This is a genomic window from Halodurantibacterium flavum, assembly GCF_042681825.1.
Lineage (GTDB): Bacteria > Pseudomonadota > Alphaproteobacteria > Rhodobacterales > Rhodobacteraceae > Halodurantibacterium > Halodurantibacterium flavum.
Genome location: NZ_JBHUGH010000001.1, coordinates 186686 through 203323, shown reverse-complemented (window position 1 = coordinate 203323; position 16638 = coordinate 186686). Strand labels below are relative to the sequence as shown.

The window sequence follows — 16638 nt, the reverse complement described above, 5'->3', positions numbered from 1 at the left end:
ATGGCGCTGGACAGCTATCGCGCCAAACGGAACTTCAAGGCGACCCCGGAACCCAAGGGCCGCAAGTCCCGCAAGCGCGGGGACCGTTTCGTCATCCAGAAACACGCCGCGCGGCGGCTGCATTACGACCTGCGGCTGGAACTGGACGGCGTCTTCAAAAGCTGGGCCGTGACGCGGGGCCCGAGCCTTGTCGCGGGTGAAAAGCGTCTCGCCGTGCATGTAGAGGATCACCCGCTCGACTATGGCGACTTCGAGGGCGAAATCCCCAAGGGCGAATATGGCGCGGGCAAGGTGATCGTCTGGGATCGGGGCAGTTGGTCACCCCTGGGCGATGCTGCCCGGGGCTACGCCAAGGGGCATCTGGAATTCGAGCTTGCGGGCGAAAAGCTTTCGGGGCGCTGGCATCTCGTGCGGATGCAGGGCAAGACGGGCGAGACGCGGGAAAACTGGCTGCTGATCAAGGCCGAGGATGAGGCCGCGCGGCCCGCAGACGCGCCCGACATCCTGACCGAGGCGCCACAATCGGTTCTGTCGGGGCGCGGGATCGACGACCCGCCGGGCGCGACGACCAGGGCCGAACCTGAAGCGGAGGCCGAAACGTCAGCCGGTGACGAAAGCGCCGCCGCACCCGCCCCGCCCAAGGGCAGTCGCAAGGAGCGGATGCCCGATTTCGTCGCCCCCATGCTCGCGACGCTTGTGCCCTCGGCGCCCAAGGGGGACCGCTGGCTGCATGAGATCAAGTTCGACGGCTATCGCCTTCAGGCGCGGGTGACGGACGGGCGCGCGACGCTTCTGACCCGCAGCGGGCTTGACTGGACGGACCGTTTCGGCCCGGCGCTGATCGCCGATCTTGCGGCCCTGCCTGCCGGCGCGGCGATCCTTGATGGCGAAGTGGTGGTGGAAACCGGCGCGGGGGCGTCGGACTTTTCCGCATTGCAGGCGGATCTGAGCGAGGGGCGCCACGACCGTTTCGTGTTCTATGCCTTCGACATCCTGCATCTGGACGGAAAAAGCCTGCGCGCCGTCCCGCTGGAGGACCGGAAGGCGGTCCTGGAATCCCTGCTGGCCGAGACGGGGAAAACCCTGCGCTACAGCAGCCATTTCGAGGAAAGCGGGGCGATGGTTCTGCGCCATGCCTGTCGGCTGAGCCTTGAGGGGATCGTGTCCAAGCTGCGCGACAGCCCCTATCGCAGCGGGCGCGGCAAGGCCTGGGTCAAGTCGAAATGCTCGGCCCGGCAGGAATTCGTGATCGGGGGCTATGTGCCCTCGACCACGTCCGACCAGGCGATTGGCTCGCTTGTGCTTGGCCTGAACGAAAAGGCCGGCTTGCACCCGGTGGGCCGCGTCGGCACCGGCTTCAGCGCCAGCGTCGCGACGGACCTCTATCGCCGGCTGGAAGATATCCGGACCGACGAAAGCCCCTTTTCGCCCGCCCTGACCACGGCGCAGGCGCGGCAGGTCCGCTATGTCCGCCCCGATCTGGTGGCCGAGGTCGAGTTTCGCGCCTGGACCGCCGATGGCCACCTGCGCCACGCCGCGTTCCGTGGACTGCGAGAGGACAAGCCCGCTGCCGAGGTGGTCCGCGAAAGCACACCCGCCACGAAACGCGGCACGCCCCGCCCCCCTTCCGCGAAAGGCGGCATATCCCGGCCCCCCGCCGCGGGACGCGGCATACCCCGGCCCAATGTCACGCTGACCCATCCCGACCGGGTCTACTGGCCGGACGCCGGCGTGACCAAAGAGGGGCTGGCCGACTACTATGCGCAGGTCTGGCGGCGGATGGGACCGCTGGTCGTGAACCGTCCGCTCGCGCTTCTGCGCTGCCCATCGGGGATCACGGGGCAGCGGTTCTTTCAGAAACACGCCTGGAAGGGGATGAACCGGAACATCGCCACGCTCAGCGACCCCAAAAGCCCGGGCGACAGCCTGATCAGCATCAGCGACCTGGACGGGCTCATCGGGCTGGTTCAGGCGGCGGCGCTGGAAATCCACCCCTGGGGGTCGAGCGCCGAGGACTGGGAGCGCCCGGACATGATCGTCATGGATCTCGACCCCGGCGACGGCGTGGGCTGGGGCGCGGTCGTCGAGGGCGCGGCAGAGGTGCGTCAGCGGCTGGCCGATGCGGGGCTGGAAAGCTTCGTCAAGATTTCGGGTGGCAAGGGGGTGCATGTGACGGCCCCTCTCAAACCCCATGCCACATGGCCGGAGGTCAAGGCCTTCTGCAAGGGGATCGCGGATGCGATGGCGCGCGACACGCCCGACCGCTATGTCTCGACCATCGCCAAGGCCCGGCGCAAGGGCAAGATCCTGATCGATTATCTGCGCAACCAGCGCGGTGCCACCGCGGTCGCCGCCTATTCGTCGCGCGCGCGGCCCGGTGCGCCGGTCTCTGTCCCCGTGGGCTGGGACGAACTGCCGGAACTGACGCCCGATCATTTTTCCGTCGCGACCCTGCCCGCGCGTCTTGACGCCCTGAGCCACGACCCGTGGGAGGGGTTCTTCAAATCCGCAAAGCCCCTTCGCAGCCAGAAAAAGGGGCGCAAGGGCTAGCGTCAGGCCGTGGCTCAGCCTGCCGTTGGAACGCCACGGCGCGCCTTGTTCATCCAGCGGGCCAAGCGCAGCTTCCGACACCGCAAGCGGCAGACGCGGGATGAACGACCGCTGGCGGCCGAACATCCCGCCGACACAGGCAGATCGGGTTCACTTGCCCTTCTTTTCCGCCTGAAGGCTGCGTTTCAGCGCATCCATGATGTTGACGACATTGTCCGGCTGTTCCGCCGGTTTCGCCTTGGACCGGGCAGGCCGCTTGCGACCCTTCTTCTTGGCGGCGATGATCTCCAGCAGACGTTCCTGCACCGGATCGCTTGCCATTTCGGGCGCCCATGGCGTCTTGCGTTCCTCGATCAGCCGCTTGACGAGCTTCATCAACGCGGGCTGCGGCTTGTCGGGGGCAAGGTCGCCGAAATAATCGTCCTTGTCCCGCACCTCATCGCCGTAATGGAGGGTCCAGACAACGATGCCATTTCCACGCGGCTTGAGCATCACGGCCCGTTCCCGACGATAGAGCACAAGCCGCGCGATCCCCACCGTGCCGGTCGCGGCCATCGCCTCCCGGATGACCGAGAACGCCTCCTGCCCAACCTTGTCGGCGGGGGCGAGGTAATGGGGCTTGTCATACCAGATCCAGCCGATGCTGTCGGCGGGCACGAACATGTCGATGTCGATGGTGCGCGTGCTCTCCAGCGCGACGTCGTCCAGGTCGTCATCCTCCAGCAGGACGAAATCGTCCTCGCCACGAGGATACCCCTTGACCTGATCGTCATCCTTGACCGGCTTGCCGCTGACGCTGTCCACATAGCGGCTGACGACGCGGTTGCCGGTCTTTGCGTTAAGCGTGCGGAACCGGACCTTTTCGGCCTCGCTGGTCGCGGGCGACATCGTCACCGCGCAGGTCACGAGCGAGAGCTTGAGATAACCTTTCCAGAAGCTGCGCGGCGCCATGGGATCACCCCCTCCGAATAGCCGAAGGGCCGTTCATCCGGGGCCCCTCATCCTGCGGGACAAGCCCTCGCCGGTGGCGCCGGTTCCATGCAGGCGCGCCGAAAAGGAACCGGCGCTCAGGCGGCCACGCCGAGATGGCCGGTGTCTTCGTCACATGCGGCAATCGAGCACGTCGTCAGCGCCCCACCGCATAAGCCTGCATCAGGCGCGGCCTCGATCTGCGCCTCGGCCTAGGTTCGTGCGCAGCGAAATGCCCAGATCGCCCCGCAGCGCATGCCCGAGCCGCGGCGCCGGACTTGGCGATTCCGCTATGGTGACGGCCCGACTTCCGGCGCAGCCGCCGTCGGATTACCAGCGCTTGCGCGGTCGGCGCGGACGCTTCGGGCCGGCCTTGTCGGTTGCGGCGATCCAGCGATGGCGAACGGCGCCCGACCTGTTTACAAGGGCGAAGGTCCCAGCGTCGCCCGGGTCGCTCCGGGTGGTGTGACGCTGGCCGACGACACTGTCCCCGCGCGGTCCAGCCGCTGGACCTGCCGATACCTGCCGGAGATGCGATGACCTGCCGATGCCCCGATCTTGACGCCTTGCCCGAAAGCCCGAACCGTGACTGGGCGCGACGCGCGATCGCGCTTTTGCAAGGGGATGGCCGCCGGTCTGCGGACACGCATCTGGTCAATCCCGTGTTCCGCGGGCTGCGTGAGATCAAGGTCTACCTCAAGGACGAAAGCACACATCCGACGGCGAGTCTCAAGCACCGGCTGGCGCGGTCCCTGTTTCTCTATGGCATCTGTAACGGGCGGATCCGTCAGGGCACGACGTTGGTTGAGGCTTCTTCAGGCTCGACCGCAGTATCCGAGGCCTATTTCGCCAACCTCCTGGACCTTCCTTTCATCGCGGTGATGCCCCGGTCGACAAGCCCCGCAAAGATCGCGGCGATCGAAAGGTTCGGAGGCCGGTGCCATTTCGTCGACCGGGCGGACGAAGTCTATGCAACGGCTGAGCGGATCGCGCGCGATGCGGATGGATGCTATCTGGATCAGTTCACCAATGCCGAACGTGCAACCGACTGGCGCGGCAACAACAATATCGCCGAGAGCATCTTTGGCCAGATGGAGGGAGAGCCTGCGCCCGTCCCCGAATGGGTGGTCATGAGCGCGGGAACCGGCGGCACAAGCGCCACGATCGGCCGCTATATCCGTTATCGCAACCTTGCCACCCGGCTTTGCGTCGTCGACGTGGAAAATTCGGCCTTCTACGATGCCTGGCACCGGAACGACCCCGGCGTCACCGCCTCGGGCAGCCGCATAGAGGGCATTGGCCGGCCGCGGGTGGAACCCTCTTTCATTCCGGGGGTCATCGATCACATGATCCGCGTTCCCGATGCGGCCTCGATTGCAGCGGCGCATGTGCTCTCTGAAAGGCTGTTTCGGCGGGTCGGCGGGTCGACAGGCACGAATTTCTTTGGGCTTCTCTGGATCGCGGCCTCGATGCTCCGAGAGGGGCGTGGCGGTTCCCTTGTCACGCTGATCTGCGATTCCGGCGATCGCTACGCCCATACGTATTACGATACAGGCTGGCTGCGCGCGAACGGGCTGGACATTGACCCGTGGCGCGACATGATCGAGACCTTTCTCGATACGGGGCACTGGGCCGGCGCGCCTTTGTGATCGGCGCATCTGACGCCCGGCGGATATCGGCTTGCGAAAGCCCCCTCCGCCGGCGTCTTGCGGAGGGGGTGACACATTCGGGCTCATGGGGCCGGGACAGGCGTGTCTTTGCCGGGATCTCCGGTTTGACCTAGCCCCGGATCACCGCGATGACGGCGGCGCTGAGTTCCTGCAGGGCCGCATTGCGGGTGGCAAAGTCCACGTCTGCATCCGAAAGGAAGATTGTCGCGACCCAGGGAGCGCCGTCGGCCGGTGTGATGAGCGCCACAATGCTCCGAGTCTGGTCGCCGCCGCCGGACTTGTCGTGAATGATCCAGTCCCCCGGCGCATCCCGGCGCAAGAATGCGCCCGTCACGCCGCCCCGGGCCATCCAGTCCGCCAGCTGCTCGCGGGACGCCGGGGTCAGCACATCGCCCAGCAGCAGGTTGCGCAGCGTGTCCGCCATGGCGGCAGGGGTCGAGGTATCGCGTTCATCGCCGGGCGCAAAGGTATTCAGCTCCGGCTCGCGCCGGTCCAGACGGCTGACCGGATCGCCGCTGTCGCGCAGGAACTGCGTAACGGCTTGCGGTCCTCCCAGACGGTCGATCAGCAGATTAGCGGCGGTGTTGTCGCTCATGTCGATGGCGGCAAGGCACAGATCGGCGATGGTCATGCTGTCACCGACGCGTGTTTCCGTCACCGGCGCATAGGACAGGATGTCTGCATCCGTGACGGGCAACGCTTCGCTCAGGGAAAGCGCGCCTTCGTCGACCCGCGCGAGCACAGCCCCACAGAGCGGGACCTTTGCGGTGCTGGTCATCAGAAAGCGTTCATCGGCGCGATGGGCCCATGACTCTCCCGTTCCGCTATTCGTCAGGACAAGGCCGACGCGCGCGTCGAACCGGTCCTCGATTTCCGCGACCGTGGCCGCCAGATGTTGCAAGGGCGTCTCGGCCAGGGCGTGGCTGGCCAGCGACAAGCCAAGGGCGAGCCCTGCCGCAGCGCGCGACAGGGCGGAGGTGGTGAATGGCATGGGATCTTCCTTGTTCTGGGGGCGCCGCGTCGGCTTCGGTTGAGGGCAGGACATCCGGCGATGTCATGGCGATGGTGTATTCCGCCTTGCTGTGCTGCCTCAAACGATAAATCTTATGGGCTGCCAATAGCTGAGGTAATACCGTGGATCGCCCCGACCTTCCCCTGAACGCCCTGCGGGTTTTTGAAGTCGCCATGCGGCAGGGTAGCTTTACCAAGGCCGCGACCGAACTGCGCGTCACCCAGGCGGCCGTCAGCCATCAGATCGCGCGCTTGGAGGACCTGCTGGGCACCGCGCTTTTCCTGCGCACCTCCCAAGGGCTTGTCCCGACGGATGAAGGCCGCCTGCTGTTCCCGGTTCTTGAACATGGCTTCGACGCGATGGCACACGTGCTTGACAGGCTGGGTGGGCGCCGCGACGTGGAGGTGCTCAAGGTGGGGGTCAACACGACCTTTGCCCTTGGCTGGCTGGTCCCCCGACTGGCTTCCTTTCGCGCGGCCCATCCGGAGATCGACCTGAGGATATCCAGCAACAACAACCGGGTGGAAATACTGCGAGAGGGGCTCGACATGGCCATCCGTTTCGGAACCGGCGGCTGGACCGGTCATGACACGATCCCCTTGATGGAGGCCCCCCTGTCTCCGCTCTGCGCACCTGAAATGGCATCTCGGCTGGAAAGCCCCGCCGATCTTGGACGGACGGTCCTTCTGCGCAGCTATCGCAGTGCCGAATGGCCCGGCTGGTTTGCCGTGACGGGTACGCCCTGTCCGCCCGTCGCGGGGCCGGTGTTCGACAGCTCGGTCGCCCTTGCGGAACTGGCCGCATCCGGTGCTGGCGCAGCCCTGTTGCCGGTCGCCATGTTCGAGGGCCACATCAGGCAGGGGCGCCTGACACAGCCGTTCGATGCCACAGTATCGGCCGGAAAATACTATCTCGGATGGCCGTCCGACCGTCCGGCCAAGGGTGCCATGACCACCTTTGCACAGTGGCTTTCGGAGCAACTGCCCGATTTGGCCTGAAGGACAGTTGATTGACCAGTCCGGGATCGCAGGGCGTCAATCCTGCTGTTCCTGACCCTTCCAGTTCACGCCCGGAGTTTCGCGCAAGCGCTCGGTCAGGAAATCCACCAAGGCGCGGACCTTGGGCGCGGCGCGACGTCCCTCGATATGGACGAGATGGACCGGAAGGGGTTCAGGCTCGTAGTCTTCAAGCACAAGCTGCAACCTGCCGGCCTCCAGATCGGGGCCGATCTGGTAGGACAGTGCCTGACAGATGCCCCAGCCGCGCCGCGCGACCTCAATTCCTGCGGCCACGCTGCTGACGCTGAGCCGCGGGCTGACCCTGACCGCATGCTCGCCACCCGACCCAAAGCGCCAGTGCTGGCCGGCCGTGCGGGGGCCGACCGAGACGACCGTGTGAGAGGCCAGTTCAGCCGGCACCTGCGGGCGCCCCCGGACGGCGAAATAACCCGGGGCGCCACAGAGAACACGGCGGACCTGCCCGACCCGGATGGCGGCAAGTCCCGATGACGGCAGCCGCCCGATGCGCAAGGCGAGATCGTAACCTTCCTCGACAATGTTCACGATCCGGTCGATCATCAGGACATCCGCGCTCACACCCGGAAAGCGATCAAGGAACTCCGTCAGAAGTGGAGCGACATAGATCCGCCCGAATTCCTGCGGACAGGTGATGCGAAGCTGCCCGACGGGGATCTGCGCCGCGCCGGAGGCTGCGGCGTCAGCCGCCGCAAGGCCGGCCAGAACCTCGCGGACATCCTGAAGATAGGACCACCCCACATCCGTCAGCCTTACCTGCCGCGTGGTGCGCGTGAACAACCGGGCGCCAAGCTCGGCTTCAAGTGCGAGAACGCCACGCGTGGCGGATGGTGTGCTCAGTCCCAAAGCGCGCGCACCCGCCGTGAAGCTCTCGGTCTCGGCGACGGCGACGAACACTCTCAGGCTTTGCAGACGATCCATGGACTGCCGATTGTTTTGGAAAATGCAACACTGCCTTTCAAAGGCAGCTTATTATTTCGAGCCTAGCACGTGACTATCATCGAGGTCCATGAATATCCCGCTGCCACAGCGGTCCACCCGAACCTGAAAGGAACCTCGTCATGGCCAATGCGAATGCCCGCAACGGGATGCCCGTAAAGCTGTACCGCCACCCCAAATCCGGTCATTGCCACCGGGTCGAATTGATGCTCGCGCTGCTGGATATCCCCTATGAGACCGTTGATCTGGATATGGAAAACGGCGCGCACAAGGCGCCCGACTACCTCCGTATCAGCCCCCTTGGGCAGGTTCCGGCCATCGAGGATAACGGCGTGGCCCTGTCGGATTCAAACGCCATCCTCATCTATCTGGTCGAACGCTATGGCGATGCTGCGACCTGGTGGGGCGCCGACCCGGTGGAAAAGGCGCAGGTCCAGCGCTGGCTTTCCATCGCTGCCGGAGAGATCGCTTACGGCCCCTGCGCCGCAAGGTTGGTCACGCTGTTTGGCGCGGATCTGGACCATGCGAGGGCAATAGCCAAGGCACATAGCCTTCTGGCCGTAATGGAGACACATCTGGCCAAGCATGACTGGCTTGCGCTGGCGCGACCGACGCTCGCCGATATTGCGGGCTACAGCTATATCGCCCATGCGCCCGAAGGCGGCGTCAGCCTGTCACCCTATCCCGCGGTTCAAGGCTGGCTTGGCCGTATCGAGGCGCTGCCGCGTTTCGTGGGAATGGCGCGTTCGCCGGCACTGGCCTGAGAACAAGCCCGCAGAGCAAAGGTTACCCGATGACATCCGAACATTCCCCCTTCCATCCCGGGGAACTCGAGGCACAGCGCCGGGCCGGTGCGGGCGACGTCGCCTCCTGGGCCGGAGGCTTTATCCGCGATCATATGCCGGATCAGCACCGCGCCTTCTTTGCGTCGCTGCCGTTTCTGGTGATCGCGGGTGGCGACGGTGACGGGTGGCCATGGGTGACGATCGTCGAGGGCCCCGCGGGATTTGTCAGCACGCCGGACAAGCGCAGGCTTTCGGTCGCGGCGCGCCTGCCCCCGCAGGACCCGCTGTCCGCAACCCTTGTCCCCGGCGCAAAAATCGGGGCGCTGGGGATCGAGCTCGCGACCAGGCGGCGCAACCGGCTGAATGGCCTGATCCGCGCGGATGATGCGGGCTTTGCGATCGAGGTGCGGCAAAGCTTTGGGAACTGCCCGCAATACATACATGAACGCGTCTGGCACCGGGCCGAGCCCGCCACCGAGGCCAGTGCGCGCCTTTCACGCCGGCTCGACCCGGGCCAGCAAGCGCGCATCACGGCGGCCGATACCTTCTTCATCGGCTCGGGCTACAGCGCGGGCGGGGACCGGCCCTCAGACGGTTATGATGCCTCGCATCGGGGGGGCGCGCCCGGGTTCGTCCGCGTCATGGGCGGGGGGACGGTGCTCCGCATTCCCGACTACGCGGGCAACAACTATTTCAACACGATCGGCAACCTTGTCAGTGACCCCCGTGTCGGCCTGCTTTTCGTCGATTTTGCGACTGGCGGTCTTTTGCATGTCGCGGGGCGCGCCAGGATCGACTGGGCCCCGCGCGACAGTCATGATCCGAATGCGCGGCGGATGATCGAGGTGGCGGTGGAAAAGGTGATTGACCGTCCCGGCGCACTGACGCTCCGCTGGCGTGATGAGGGCGATATGCTTCAGCAATTGCGCGTCATCGGAAAGGAGACCGAGAGCGATCGGATCACGTCTTTTCACCTGGCCGCGGCGGATGGCACAGCGCTGCCGCCTTTCGCGGCGGGCCAGCATCTGCCCGTCGAACTGGACGTGCCGGGCCAGCCCCAACGCGTCGGGCGGAGCTATTCGTTGTCAGGTTCGCCGCTGGGCGGGACGTACCGGATCAGCGTCAAGCGCGAAGATCACGGCATCGCCTCGACCTTTCTTCATTCCGCGACCGGGATCGGGGATACGATTACCGCGCGCCAGCCCGCAGGCGACTTCACCCTTCCCGGTGGCGATGGCGCGCTGGTCCTTGTCAGCGCGGGCGTCGGGGTAACCCCGATGCTCTCGATGCTGCAGGCCGTCGTGGCCAGCCCGTCAAGCCGGCCGGTCTGGTTCGTTCATGGCGCGCGCGACAGGCAGAGCCACGCCTTCCGCGCCGAGGTCGATGCGCTCATCCGGCAGCGGGCAAACATTACGCGCAAGGTCTTTTACAGTGCACCGCGCGAGTCAGATAGGAAGGGTGCGGATTTCGATGTTGCGGGACGCGTAAGCGAACAGCATCTGCTGGCGCTCGGGGCGGGGACGCAGGCCCATTACATGCTCTGCGGCCCGGCACGTTTTCTTGCCGATCTTCGCGCCGGGCTTGAAGCCGGGAATGTGCCGCCTGATCATATTCATTTCGAGACCTTCGGGCCATCCGGGTGACGCCGGCCTTTCACACGGCCCCGTGATGCGAGGAGAAAGCCCGATCCCTCCCGATTGGCGGATCCCCCCCTCGCGGGGGACAGGATGATCCGGCACCTCCGTGCCGGTGACAGCTTTCCCCCTCGCGCAATGGCCGACGGTGCGACGGGAAGAGCGCGATCCGGACAGAGACAGGACTGGTCGGTCAGACCGTGGCCATCGGAGCAGAGGCTGGCGGAGCGAGCCCCGCCAGCCGTCAACCGCATCCGAGAGAGCTGTGCCCTTTGCAGCGTCTTGACGTCAGACCGGTGCGGGTGCCGTCCGCGAGGCGCCCACGCCCGTCGCGACCACGATCGCCGCAAGCACCAGAACAATGCCGTTGACGATAAAGACGCTTTGAATGCCGACCAGATCGAGGATGACACCGCCGATCGCAGCACCCGCGGCGATGGCAAAGCTGATTGACGCCACGAGCAGTCCACCGCCACTCTCAGCCTCATCGGCAATAGCGCGCGATATCCAGGTCGACCATGCCACCGGAATTGCCCCGAAGGCCATGCCCCAGATCACGATCAGCACCACCGTGGCGACATAGCTCTGCCCGATGCTGACGAGCAGGAAGGCCATTGCCGCGATCAGTAGGGGCATCATTGCCAGAGTTGCCCGCAAGGAACGCGCAACAAGAACACCGCCCAGATAGTTGCCGGCAAAATTGGCGAGGCCGAACGCCAGCAGCGCAAAGGTGATGCCCGTCACACCGACGCTCGTCACGTTTTCAAGATAGGGCCGGACATAGATGAACATTGACATATGGCCGCCGAAGGCAAGCAGAACCGCGATCATCCCAAGGGCGACGTGCGGGCGCGCGACGACCCGGAAAATCGTGCCCATATTGGCATGACCCAGGGACGGCAGGGAGGGCAGGGCAAGGAACTGAACGACAAAGGTGATGATCCCAAGGGCGCCCGCGCCAAAGAACACCGCGCGCCAGCCCAGAACATCGCCCACGTAGCTGCCGAGCGGAGCGGCAAAGACGGTGGCTGCGGAAACGCCGGCAATCACGATGGACAGCGCTTTCGGGACATCTGCTTCCAGGACCAGCCGCATGACCAGCGCGGTGGAAAGCGCCCAGAATCCACCCAGCGCAATGCCGAGCAGCACGCGACCAAGCAGTATGACCGGAAAAGACTGAGCAGCGGCAACCACGAAGTTGGAGAGGATAAGCAGCAAGGTAAAGGCCAGCAGGACCACCCTGCGATCAATCGACCGGGTGAATGACGCAACGGTAAGGCTGGCAAAGACGCCCATGACTGCGGTTGCGGTGACGGCTTGTCCCGCCATCCCTTCAGAAATGCCGAGATCGGCGGCGATGGGTGTCAGCAGGCTGGCGGGAAGAAACTCGGCGCCGACGAGGCCAAAGACCCCCAGGCTCATGGAAAAGACGGCCGCCCAGGCGGACGCCGTCGGCGCCCCCGGATTGGCGGCTTGGGCATCAATATTCATTGGGTGTGATCCTCATGTTGAAGCGACAACTGTTGTCAAATGGCGAAAAGTGTCGGATGATCAATCACAGGAATACCTAAATTCTTGATCGAAAGTCCGAACCTGTGACCGCTAACATGTCCGATCCAGTCAGCGAGCTATTGATGGGCATGCGCCTGCGGGGCGCCAGTTATTCCAGGCTCCTGTTCTCCCCACCTTTCGGTGTGAGCTTCCCCAACTCTGATGATGCCCGGTTTCATTTTGTTGCAAGGGGCGAGGCGCTCCTCCAAGTGGGCGACAGATCCCCGATCCCCATGACCAGCGGAGCCGCAGTGCTGCTGCCGCGCGGTCAGGAGCATGCGATCATCTCGGGCCCCCGGGTCAAGGCGCGCCCGATGGAGAGTTTTCCGACCGTTCCGCTGTGTGATGGACTTTGCGCGCTCGATGCGCATCAGGAGGATGTCTGCCGATCCAGGGACGTGCTGATCTTTTCGGCGCGCCTGCAGTTCGAGATGGCGACCCTGCATCCCCTGATCGATCTCATGCCGGACGTCCTGTGCGTAAGTTCGTTGCTTGAACGTCAGCCTGAAATTCGACCGCTGCTGGACGCGATGGAGCGTGAAATGGCCGCCGACAGGGCCGGAACGGCAAGTATCCTGACCCGTCTGGCCGATGTGCTTGCCGCCTCGATCGTTCGGGGATGGATCGAGTGCGACTGCAATGACTCGAGCGGCTGGATCGGTGCGATACGCGATGGGCGGCTTGGCCGGGTGCTCTCGGCGCTGCATCGCGATCCGGGGCACGACTGGACATTGGAGAAGATGGCCGCTCTCATGGGAAGCTCGCGCTCGGTCGTCGCTGAACGGTTCGTTGCCGCAACCGGCCACACACCCCTGCGATATGTGTCTGCGTTGCGGATGCGTCTTGCCACGCAGTGGATCGTGAATGATCATCTTCCGATCGATCAGGTCGCCAGACGGCTTGGCTATCAGTCTCATGCGGCCTTCAGCCGCGCCTACAAGCGCGTCGTGGGTCAAGCCCCCGGCCATGCCAGACACGCCATGAAAGGCAAGAGCGGCATGACCGGCCAGGCAGCGGCAGAGGATTCCGGCCCTTGATCGCGCCGCCATGTCCGAAACACGCAGCATTCGCAAGAACGCCCGCCTGGGGGGATTAAGGCGCTTCATGCTCTTGCATCGGGCGCTTCTTCCGGAAGTGCTTCGGCCAATGCAAGGCTGGCAAGATCGACCGTCGCCAGCAGGCGATCAAGCGCGTGGCCTCGGCGCGCCTTGGCGGAAAGCCCCACCATGACGGTGCTGACGAAGTCCGTCACACGCTCCGACTTCTCCGGATATTGCTCTGCAATATATTCGCGGATCATTTCCTCCGCGGCAGCCTGAAAGCCGCGGGCGGTCTCGCGTGCATCGGGGTCGTTGCTCCGGGTACCTTCCAGCACAAGGCAGCCGGTGGTGTCGGGGTCGGCGGCGTAGATACGCGCGGCTTCCTTCAGAATCGTCGCAAGGCTTTCGGCGACCGGACGGTCGGGTCGCAACAGATCGGAGAACGGTATCGCACTGCCGGCGTTGTACCGGCTGATAGCGCGAGCGAAGAGCCCGGCCTTGCTTCCAAAGGCTGCATAGAAGCTGGGAGGATTGATGCCGAGCGCTTCCGTGATGTCGGCGACAGTAACTGCATCGTAGCCATGAGCGTGGAACAGACGCTGGGCGGTCTCCACCGCCTGATCCGGATCAAACCGGCGCGGTCGTCCACGAGTTTTTTTTGTATTCATAATTACAAAAATCCTTGACGCGATTTTCCTGCGTTATTATGTACTGCATACTACAATAAATATCAAGGAGGGCATTGTGGCCACTTTCGAAGGAAAATCGGTCCTGGTACTCGGTGGTAGCCGGGGCATCGGGGCTGCAATCGTGAAGCGTTTCGTTGCGGACGGCGCGAATGTGACGTTCACCTATTCCGGATCCCGCGCGGCTGCAGAGCAGCTTGCAAGCGAAACGGGCAGCATCGCAGTGGCGACCGACAGCTCGAACCGTGACGCCGTGATTGCACGGGTGCGCGAGAGTGGGCCGCTCGACGTGCTGGTCGTCAATGCAGGCGTCGCCGTCTTCGGTGACCCACTTGAACAGGATCCGGACGCGATCGACCGGCTGTTCGCAATCAATATTCATGCGCCCTATCATGCTTCGGTCGAGGCTGCCCGCAGCATGCCGGAAGGCGGTCGGATCATCATTATCGGTTCCGTGAACGGAGACCGGATGCCAGTTCCGGGCATGGCATCCTACGCGCTCAGCAAATCCGCATTGCAAGGTCTGGCCCGCGGGCTGGCGCGTGATTTCGGACCGCGCGGGATCACCATCAATATCGTCCAACCCGGGCCGATCGACACTGACGCGAACCCGGCGGACGGACCCATGAAAGACGTGCTGCACAGCTTCATGGCAATCAAGCGACACGGCCGGCCCGACGAAGTCGCCGCGATGACTGCTTGGCTCGCCGGGCCGGAGGCAAGCTTCGTGACGGGGGCGATGCACACGATCGACGGCGCGTTCGGCGCATGATCTGAAGCGGTGCAGGGCCGGGCCCAGCAAAGCCGCCCTGCACCCGTCATTGAGGAAAGAGTCCATGGAAACTGTTGGGATCATTGGTGCCGGCGAGGTCGGCAGTCAGTTGGCTCGTGCCGCGATCGCTGCCGGCTACCGCGTCGTCATCGCCAACTCGCGCGGACCCGAAACCCTGAGCGATCTGATTGCCGAACTTGGGCCGAATGCCCGTGCCGCGACCGCGGCGGAGGCGGCCCTGAGCGGAGATTTCGTCATCATCGCCGTTCCGCTCAAGCTTGCCAACGACATGCCGGTGGCGGAACTGGCGGGAAAGATCGTGCTCGATACGAACAACTACATGGCCTGGCGCGACGGCAATTTCGCCGTCATCGACTCGGGCGAAAAGACGGTTCACGAGCTCCGCCAGGAACAGTTGCCGACATCCAAGGTGGCCAAGGCTTTCTCCCTTATCCAGGCCCCCAACCTCTTCGTTCTGGGCAACCCGGCGGATCCGCACGCCCGCCATGCGCTGCCCGTCTCAAGCAACTATCCGGAGGCCGTTGAACTCGTGACGCGGCTTCACGATCAGTTCGGTTTCGACACGGTTGACAACAGCCCGCTCAGTGAATCCTGGCGTAGCGGCCCGGGTCAACCTTCGTGGAAAGCAGCATTCGCGCATCAGACGAAATCCGAACTGGAGGCCAATCTGGCAAAGGCGGTCAAGCTGTCCGTTCAGGCAGGGGATGCCAGATAGCCTTTCGCTGAATGCGCCACCGCAGCCCCCCGCCCGCGGCTTTCCCGGCCGCAATGCGGAGCCGCCGGAGTCGCAAAGATTGCACGATCCTCCAGATGTCCGGCGAGATCAGCTTGCACCTGTGTTCGGGAAATGAGAATATTCAGCATGCGAAATACCAGGCACCTCAGCGATCTGATCGCACGTCACGCCCCTGGCGATGGGACGCATTGCACTGCACTGCCCCGGCTTCGGTTTATCCGGTCCGGCAAACCGACCCTGCCAATGCCCGCAATCTATACGCCTTCGCTCTGCCTTGTCGCGCAGGGGGAAAAGGAGGCGCAGCTTGCAACGCGCCGGTTCCGCTATGATCCGGCCAACTTTCTCGTCGCGGCGGTGGACCTTCCGGTGATCGGCGCGGTGACGCGGGCGAGCGCGGAGGAACCCTATCTGTGCCTTGTCCTCGACCTTGACCGGACCGCCCTGGCGGAATTGATCACAGCCCATGCGGATGCGGTACGGGACAGCGCGCCACTGGACCTGGGTCTGATGCTCGGGCAGAGCACGCAAGACATGCTGGACGCGGCCTGCCGGCTGGTCACCCTTCTTGATAACGAGGCCGACGTCGCGGCGCTCGCCCCCCTCATCGAGCGTGAGCTGATGTGGCGACTGCTGCGCGGCCCGGCCGGACCGATGTTGCGGCGTATGGCCGCCGCAGACACACGCCTGGGACGGATCGACCAGGCCATCGCCTGGCTGCGCGATCATTTCGCCGAGCCCGTCTCGGTCGAACAGCTCGCGGAAAGGGCGGGGATGAGCGCATCAGCGTTTCATGAGCATTTCAGGGCTGTGACCGGTCTGAGCCCACTGCGTTACCGCGCCCAGATCCGCCTGCAGGAAGCGCGCCGGCTGATGCTGACGGAAGGGCTGGAGGCGGCGAATGCCGGCTTTGAAGTCGGCTATAACAGCCCCTCACAGTTCAGCCGCGAATACGGGCAAGTCTTCGGGCTGCCGCCGGCGCGCGATGTCACGCGTCTTCGCGAAGCTGGGACCCCGGCAGCCGCCTGAGTCAACGCCATCCGCAAGCCTCCTGCAGCCTGCGGCCGGGTCAGTGTCTTCCGGGCTACACTCGTGTTCTCCTTGCGCGAGGCGTTGAAACGAAACGGTCACTTGCCCAAGGCCGCCAGCAGGAGCAACGTCTATTTGCTGCTGACTTCTTCGGGCACGATCCGGTTGATCTCGTCCGATGGCGATGGCACCACGGCATCCTTCCGACGACAG

14 protein-coding genes are annotated in these 16638 nt (G+C 64.6%); 9 read left to right on the top strand and 5 right to left on the bottom strand.

Annotation, left to right across the window (positions count from 1 at the left end; genetic code table 11):
• The gene (gene ligD / locus ACFSGJ_RS00885) at positions 1-2550 is read left to right on the top strand and encodes a DNA ligase D (RefSeq protein WP_390258668.1); all 2550 of its coding nucleotides are present in this window, start codon (positions 1-3) and stop codon (positions 2548-2550) included.
• A 150-nt stretch (positions 2551-2700) separates the two neighbouring features.
• On the opposite strand, the gene ku is transcribed toward ligD, so the two are convergent.
• Positions 2701-3501, bottom strand: a complete 801-nt coding sequence (gene ku / locus ACFSGJ_RS00880; protein WP_390258666.1) for a non-homologous end joining protein Ku — start codon at positions 3499-3501, stop codon at positions 2701-2703.
• A 554-nt stretch (positions 3502-4055) separates the two neighbouring features.
• Between ku and ACFSGJ_RS00875 the strand changes: the two genes are divergently transcribed.
• The gene (locus ACFSGJ_RS00875) at positions 4056-5168 is read left to right on the top strand and encodes a PLP-dependent cysteine synthase family protein (RefSeq protein ID WP_390258664.1); all 1113 of its coding nucleotides are present in this window, start codon (positions 4056-4058) and stop codon (positions 5166-5168) included.
• Between the two features lie 130 nt (positions 5169-5298).
• Here ACFSGJ_RS00875 and bla read toward each other — a convergent pair whose 3' ends face one another.
• Positions 5299-6180 carry a class A beta-lactamase gene (bla, locus tag ACFSGJ_RS00870; protein ID WP_390258663.1) on the bottom strand — a complete coding sequence of 294 codons (882 nt, stop codon included), beginning with the start codon at positions 6178-6180 and terminating at the stop codon, positions 5299-5301.
• A gap of 143 nt (positions 6181-6323) precedes the next feature.
• On the opposite strand from bla, the gene ACFSGJ_RS00865 reads away from it, so the two are divergent.
• A complete protein-coding gene (locus ACFSGJ_RS00865; protein ID WP_390258662.1) occupies positions 6324-7199 on the top strand; it encodes a LysR family transcriptional regulator in 876 nt (291 codons plus the stop codon).
• Positions 7200-7235: 36 nt separating this feature from the next.
• On the opposite strand, the gene ACFSGJ_RS00860 is transcribed toward ACFSGJ_RS00865, so the two are convergent.
• On the bottom strand, positions 7236-8156 hold the full coding sequence (locus tag ACFSGJ_RS00860; RefSeq protein ID WP_390258661.1) for a LysR family transcriptional regulator: 921 nt from the start codon (positions 8154-8156) through the stop codon (positions 7236-7238).
• Positions 8157-8296: 140 nt separating this feature from the next.
• Here ACFSGJ_RS00860 and ACFSGJ_RS00855 point away from each other — a divergent pair, with 140 nt between their 5' ends.
• Both ACFSGJ_RS00855 and ACFSGJ_RS00850 read left to right on the top strand, forming a co-directional pair.
• A complete protein-coding gene (locus ACFSGJ_RS00855; protein WP_390258659.1) occupies positions 8297-8938 on the top strand; it encodes a glutathione S-transferase family protein in 642 nt (213 codons plus the stop codon).
• A 29-nt stretch (positions 8939-8967) separates the two neighbouring features.
• On the top strand, positions 8968-10602 hold the full coding sequence (locus ACFSGJ_RS00850; protein ID WP_390258658.1) for an FAD-binding oxidoreductase: 1635 nt from the start codon (positions 8968-8970) through the stop codon (positions 10600-10602).
• Positions 10603-10881: 279 nt separating this feature from the next.
• On the opposite strand, the gene ACFSGJ_RS00845 is transcribed toward ACFSGJ_RS00850, so the two are convergent.
• Complete coding sequence (locus tag ACFSGJ_RS00845; protein WP_390258656.1) at positions 10882-12084, bottom strand: MFS transporter; 1203 nt, start codon at positions 12082-12084, stop codon at positions 10882-10884.
• Between the two features lie 116 nt (positions 12085-12200).
• Here ACFSGJ_RS00845 and ACFSGJ_RS00840 point away from each other — a divergent pair, with 116 nt between their 5' ends.
• Entirely contained in the window at positions 12201-13181 is a 981-nt protein-coding gene (locus tag ACFSGJ_RS00840) for an AraC family transcriptional regulator (RefSeq protein WP_390258654.1), read from the top strand.
• A gap of 65 nt (positions 13182-13246) precedes the next feature.
• Here the strand turns inward: ACFSGJ_RS00840 and ACFSGJ_RS00835 are convergent, their stop codons facing one another.
• Positions 13247-13852, bottom strand: a complete 606-nt coding sequence (locus ACFSGJ_RS00835) for a TetR/AcrR family transcriptional regulator (protein WP_390258652.1) — start codon at positions 13850-13852, stop codon at positions 13247-13249.
• A 76-nt stretch (positions 13853-13928) separates the two neighbouring features.
• Between ACFSGJ_RS00835 and bdcA the strand changes: the two genes are divergently transcribed.
• The 3 genes from bdcA to ACFSGJ_RS00820 all read left to right on the top strand — a co-directional run bounded on the left by bdcA (position 13929) and on the right by ACFSGJ_RS00820 (position 16425).
• Positions 13929-14642, top strand: a complete 714-nt coding sequence (gene bdcA / locus ACFSGJ_RS00830) for an SDR family oxidoreductase (protein WP_390258651.1) — start codon at positions 13929-13931, stop codon at positions 14640-14642.
• A 1-nt stretch (position 14643) separates the two neighbouring features.
• The gene (locus ACFSGJ_RS00825) at positions 14644-15378 is read left to right on the top strand and encodes an NADPH-dependent F420 reductase (protein WP_390258945.1); all 735 of its coding nucleotides are present in this window, start codon (positions 14644-14646) and stop codon (positions 15376-15378) included.
• Between the two features lie 132 nt (positions 15379-15510).
• The gene (locus ACFSGJ_RS00820) at positions 15511-16425 is read left to right on the top strand and encodes an AraC family transcriptional regulator (protein ID WP_390258649.1); all 915 of its coding nucleotides are present in this window, start codon (positions 15511-15513) and stop codon (positions 16423-16425) included.
• Positions 16426-16638 lie beyond the last annotated feature (213 nt).